The organism is Streptomyces aureus (genome assembly GCF_001418135.1).
Lineage (GTDB): Bacteria > Actinomycetota > Actinomycetes > Streptomycetales > Streptomycetaceae > Streptomyces > Streptomyces aureus_A.
In genome coordinates this window covers 1-5,594 of sequence record NZ_LIPQ01000234.1, presented here as the reverse complement: position 1 = coordinate 5,594, position 5,594 = coordinate 1, and the positions used below count along the sequence as shown (strand labels likewise).

At 72.0% G+C, this 5,594-nt stretch carries 6 protein-coding genes; all 6 read right to left on the bottom strand.

What is annotated here, in order from left to right; all coding sequences use genetic code 11:
• Positions 1-304 (bottom strand): hypothetical protein (locus tag AOK00_RS20170; RefSeq protein ID WP_055601698.1); only part of this gene is annotated, 304 nt, incomplete at its 3' end.
• Between the two features lie 40 nt (positions 305-344).
• Complete coding sequence (locus AOK00_RS20165; RefSeq protein ID WP_055601697.1) at positions 345-914, bottom strand: hypothetical protein; 570 nt, start codon at positions 912-914, stop codon at positions 345-347.
• On the bottom strand, positions 914-2,020 hold the full coding sequence (locus AOK00_RS20160) for a hypothetical protein (RefSeq protein ID WP_055601696.1): 1,107 nt from the start codon (positions 2,018-2,020) through the stop codon (positions 914-916). The genes AOK00_RS20165 and AOK00_RS20160 overlap by 1 nt, the downstream gene beginning before the upstream one ends.
• Positions 2,021-2,034: 14 nt before the next feature.
• Positions 2,035-3,171 (bottom strand): hypothetical protein, encoded by a 1,137-nt coding sequence (locus AOK00_RS20155; protein WP_055601695.1) that lies wholly within the window; start codon positions 3,169-3,171, stop codon positions 2,035-2,037.
• Between the two features lie 31 nt (positions 3,172-3,202).
• The gene (locus AOK00_RS20150; protein ID WP_055601694.1) at positions 3,203-4,390 is read right to left on the bottom strand and encodes a hypothetical protein; all 1,188 of its coding nucleotides are present in this window, start codon (positions 4,388-4,390) and stop codon (positions 3,203-3,205) included.
• Between the two features lie 43 nt (positions 4,391-4,433).
• The coding region (locus tag AOK00_RS20145; RefSeq protein ID WP_063886629.1) for a hypothetical protein at positions 4,434-5,594 on the bottom strand (1,161 nt) is incomplete at its 5' end.

Sequence of the window (5,594 nt, the reverse complement as noted above, 5' to 3'; positions counted from 1 at the left end):
CGGCGAGCGCCGCGGCGACGGCCTGCTGGACGGCGGTCGGGTCGGGTACGGCGGGGACGCCGTCCGTCGCCTCGACGGTGGCCCGGCCGAAGCCGCGCAGGACGGTGTCGCCCTGGCCGGTCCTTGCGAACTCCGCGCTGACGTCGACCGACGGGTACTGGCCGGTGAACGGGTCCCGCTCCAGGGTGTGGCCCAGACCGTTGTCGTAGACGCGGATGGAGAGCGTGTGGCCGTTCTCGGTGACGGTGGCACGGCCGGCGTAGTCGATGACCACGCCCCAGGGCTGGGTGGGATCGATGTTCATGGGGTGCTCCTCGATGGCCTCGTCGGCCGCGGTGGGCGGATCAGGTCTGGGTGCCGTACATGCTCACGGGCTGGGCGTAGACCGTGCCGGAGGCGCTGGTCACCACGGCGTGGATCTCGACGGTCATCACCTTGCCGAACTTGGTCGCCAGGTCGACCGGCAGCGGACCCGTGTGGTCGAAGGTCTGTCCGGCGGCGACGGTCGGACCGAACTGCTGGCCGTCGACCATGACCTTCACCTGACCGGTCGCGCCGCTGGACGCCTTGGTGTACATCGCGAGGCGCATCCTCGGCTGCCAGACCGGGTTGAAGGACTGGGCGATGGCGGTGAAGGCCGTGCTGGTGGTGGACGGCCACTTCGCCTCCTTCAGGTGGTCCACCGGCGGCATCAGCTGCAGCCACGGCCGGGCGAGCCCGCCGGTCGCGACGTCGTCCGCGAAGATCTCGTGGTTGTGGTTGTCGAAGATCCGGAGGGTCGGCCTCGTGGTGGAGGGCGGGAACGGACGGATCTCGTTGAAGGACGGGCGGGTGTTGACCGCTGTGGACAGCGCCTGGATCCGGCGCTCCATCTGGATCAGCCGGTCGATGATGTCCTCGGGCAGCAGGGCCATCAGGCCTCCTCGAGTGCGAGTTCGGCGGTGTCGGGGCGGCCGCGCTCGGCGGGCCGGACCTTGACGCCGACGATGCGGTAGCGGGAGTCGAGACCCGCCGGGTGCCACTCGTCGGTGATGCGGATGCGGGCGGTGCGGCCGAGGAGCGCCGGGGGCACGATCCCGCCGAGCCGGATGCTGATCTCGGGGATCTGCACGGAGCCGGACGCCGTGTCGACGGCTGCCTGGGCCAGCGAGTCCAGCGTGCTCTTGTCCCCGATGTCGTTGTGGTCCGAGGACAGGTCCAGCTGGGGCCAGAGGTCGGGGAGCGGCTTCTTCGGCTCGGCCAGGGAGGACAGGGCCGGCCGGGACTCGGCGCCCGCGTTGCTGTTGGTCGAGGCGCCGCGGGCCAGGGCCTGGGTGCCGCCGCGGGTGGCGTCGTCGGGGATGGAGTACGACAGGATCGTGCCGGGCCGGTCGAAGAGCATGTCGGTGGCGCCGGTCCGGATCTTCGGCGAGCCGAGCCGGAGCTGGCGGATCCGCCGGCCGTCCTCCGGGGACCGGTAGACGAGGATCTGGTACTCGAAGCCGTTCTCCTGGGCGCCGAGCTGGTCGAGTGCCTCCTGGTAGACGGTCTCGTCGCCGAACCGCCACGACGCCGTCCGCAGGACGGAGGATTCCTCCAGGGGGTCGCCGGTGTCGATGGAGCTGTGGCCCAGGCCGGCCGAGAGCGTGTCCCACAGGTGGCGGGCGATGCGGAACTGGTCGGTCGGCTGGGTGAACTCGATGGGCGTGCGGATGCGTCGCCGGCTCGCGTAGGAGTCGAAGGTGGAGGCCTGGATGCCCAGGGTCACCACGCCGCGGTCGCTGCCCTGCAGGTTGGTGGTCCAGACGATGCCGCCCCACCACAGGTCCCCGCCGCGTTCCAGGTAGACCGCGGTGCGGCCCGGCTTGATCTTGTGGGCCCGTTCGGCGATGGCACGGTCGGGGATGGGGACGGTGCCGGACAGGGAGCCCGCCCGGCCGATGTAGTCCTCGAACGAGACGTCCCGCAGCGGCAGGATGTCGAGGGTGAGGTCGGTCATGAGGTCGCAGAAGATCGCCCGGTAGGGCGTGTCGAGTGCCATGGGACAGCCCTCCTTTACAGGACGTAGGTGGCGGAGACGCGTACGTGGCGGCCCGCGACGAGAGAGCCGTTGGAGGACCAGGTGCGCAGGTTGACCTGTCCGTTGGTCCAGAAGTTGGCGCCGCCGTTGCCGATGCCGTCGCAGGCGGAGGCCTCGTAGTCGATGGCGGGACGCCACCCGGCGGGCAGGGTGCACAGCGCTTCGTCGTTGATGTGGCCGGTGGCGGAGGCGGTGATGTCGGCGCCGCTGCGGGTGACGGTGAGGAGGACGGTCGCGAGGCCCCGGCTGCGCCGGGCGGAGAAGCTCACGACCGTCCAGCCGGCCAGCGCGGTCGCTCCGCCGGTGGTGGTCTCCACCTCCACCGGCGGCTGGTAGTTCACCCACGAGGTGCCGTTCCAGCGCTGCAGGGTGCCCTGGTTGTCGCGGAACTGGCCCGTGTAGCTGCCGGTGGAGACGGTGCCGCTCGGGGCGATGCCGCCGAGTTCCTTCGGGTACGCGACCCAGCCGTTGCCGTCCCAGCGCTGGAGGAAGTGGGCGTTGTCGTTGTCCTGGTACTGGCCCGGGTAGGAGCCGGGCACGCCGGCGTTGTTGTAGACGGGCAGGATGCCGCCCACGCCGACGAGCGTGGTGCGCAGATCGGTCACGGCCCCCGTGGTCCAGGCGATGCCGCCGGTGCCGGCCGAGGCCCCGGCCTGCACCCTGACCGAGAAGAGGGGGAGGGAGAGCGGTGGCGCGTCCGGGGCGGACGGCTGCGCCTTCGGCTGGCCCCTGACGATCTCCAGGGCGGCTTCGCTCCTGGTCAGGCTGTCGAACTCGTCGTCGTACACGCGCAGGACGACGAGGTCGACGCGCGGGTTGAGGGGGTCGCCGTCGCCGAAGGTGAGGACGGTGTCCGCGTCGAGGGTGACGGGGTACGCGCCCTGGGCGTTCGGGCCCTGGACGATGGCGCGCCCGGCGTAGACGGTCGCGCTCATGGGGCCGCTGCCGCTCAGCCAGAGGCCGCCGACGCGGAACTTGCCGTCGGCCGTGCCGGGCAGGACACCGGAGCGCGAGGCGAGCGGGCCGACCGGGGTGGTGGCGCCCAGGGCGGTGAGGCGGGTGGTGACACGGGTCTGCCCGGTCGGCGAGAGCCAGCCGCTGCGCAGTGCCATGGTTTCTCCTGTCGGGTGGGTGGATCCGGGACTACGGCAGCGGGTCGACCTTGATGAACGTGTTGTCGAACCCGGCCTTGAGGCCGAGGGTGTTGGTGATGATCTTGAAGTAGGCCGTGAGCGTGTAGGTCGCGCCCGGCGTCAGGCCCGACAGGCGGCGCGCGCCGGAGGCCGAGATGAAGTCGGTGCTGGCCGCGATCACCGCGTAGTCGTCGTCGAGGTCGTTGACGACCGTGGTGCCCTGGGTGAGGCGGAGCGCCATGTACGCGTAGTGGTCGTCGCGGGACCGCATCTTGCAGCCGAAGCTGACGGCGACGGCCTTCGACGGCGGGGCGACGAAGTTGACCGCGAGCGGGTTCGTGGCGCGTCCCGCGAGCGTCGAGGTGTACGTCGTCGCCGCGGTGTCGCCGAAGTCGCCGTTGTCGACGAAGTACGGACCGGGCACCGCCGGTGTCCATGCCGAACCGTTCCAGCGCTGGAGCTGGCCGCCCACCGAGTCGCGGTACTGGCCGGTGTAGCTGGCCGGCGTGGTGGAGGCGGACGCCGGGATGATGCCGCCGAGCGCCGACGGGTACGACACCCAGGCGCCGCCGTCCCAGCGCTGGAGCGCGCCGCCCGCGTCCTGGTACTGGCCCGGGTAGGCGCCGGGCAGGACCGGGCCCTCGACCGGGAGGATGCCGCCGAGGGCGACGACCGGGGTGCGCAGGTCCTTGAGCGCGGCGTTCCACGGGATGCCGCCGTTGCCCGCGCTGGCGCCGGCCGGGACGGCCACCTCGTACAGGGGGAGGCAGCGCGGCGGGACGACCGGGACCTTCGGGTCCTGCTCCGGCGCGCCCTGGATGATCTCGATCGTGGCCTCGGTGCGCTCGCCGCCGTCGTAGAGCTTGTCGTGGACCCTCAGGACGAGCAGGTCGATCCGGCCGTACAGGGCGTTGCCCGGTGCGAAGGTCACGACCTCCGAGGCCGGCAGGGTCACCGGGTAGACGCCCTGGGAGATCTCGCCCTGGATGACGGCCCGGCCCTCGGAGACCGTCGCCGACATGGCGGCGGAGCCGTAGGTCCAGAAGCCGGACAGGCGGTACAGGCCGTCGTACGAGCCGGGCAGGACGCCGGAGCGGACCTGGACGGGGTTGGTCAGGGTGGTGACACCGGTCTGGGTGAGCCGGGTGTCCTCGCGGGTCTGGCCGGTCTCGGCGACCCAGCTGCTGCGCAGGTTCATGGGGTTTCTCCGTTCGGGGAAGGTCGCAAGGGGGAGCGGGGGGTCAGGACTTGATCCACTCGGCGTTGAGGTTGCAGGAGTAGCCCGAGCCGCCGAGCGTCTTCACGGCCGCCGTGTGGGTCTGGTAGGCGGCGAGCTGGACGGTGCTGCCCGTGGTGAGCTTGATCAGTCCCTGTCCGCCGACCGCGACGGCGCCGCCGCCGGCCGGGGTCAGCCAGGTGCAGCGGCTCACGCCCACGCCGTTGACGAGGATCCGGGCGCCGCGCATGCCGTTGGCGGAGTCGCCGGACCAGACGACGTGGCCGGAGATCCGGTACCAGCCGGCCCGGGGCGCCGTGTAGGTGGTGGTGCCGTTCCAGCCCGTGGCGTCGTCGACGTCGACGCTCTGCAGGGTCACCGGGGTCCACACGTTGGGGGAGACGGTCTGCTGCACCGTCTGCGAGGCGCTGAACAGGACCGTGGCCCTGCCCTCGACGTACTGCCAGCCCGTGCCGTCCCAGCGCTGGAGCACACCCGCGTTGTCCCGGTACTGGCCCGGGTAACTCCCGGTGGTGACCGTGCCGCTGGGGGCGATGCCACCGATGGTCTTCGGGTACGAGACCCAGGTCTCGCCGTCCCAGCGCTGGAGGAGGCTCGCGGCGTCCCGGTACTGGCCCGGGTACGCGCCCTTGAAACCGCTGGTCGGCAGGATGCCGCCGAGCGCGACGACCGGCCAGTGCTGGGCGGTGACCGCGCCGCCGGTCCAGGCGATGCCGCCGGTGCCGGCCGAGGTGCCCTTCAGCACGCGGACCGTGTAGAGCGGGAGCGTGCTGCCGGGGCCGCTCGGCGGGGTGACCGGGGTGGCCGAGGCCTCGCCCTTGATCACCCGTATGACGGCCTCGGTGGCACCGGTCCGGTCGTAGGCGTCGTCCACGACGGCCAGCTCGATCAGGTCGATCCGGTCGTACTGCGGGTCGCCGTCCGTGAGCGTGAACGTCTCCGGCGCGGTGGCCGCGACGAGATAGGCGCCCTGGGCGGTGTCGTTGCCCTGGACGATCGCCCGGCCGGTGCCGATGGTGCACTGCATGGGCAGGTTGCCGGTCAGGACGAAGCCGCCCGGCACGATCCCCGCCCGCGAACGCAGGGGGGTCTCCGCGGCGCTCTGGCCGCTGGGGGTGAGCAGGGCCGCGAGGGTCAGACGGGTGTCCTCGCGGGTCTGGCCGGT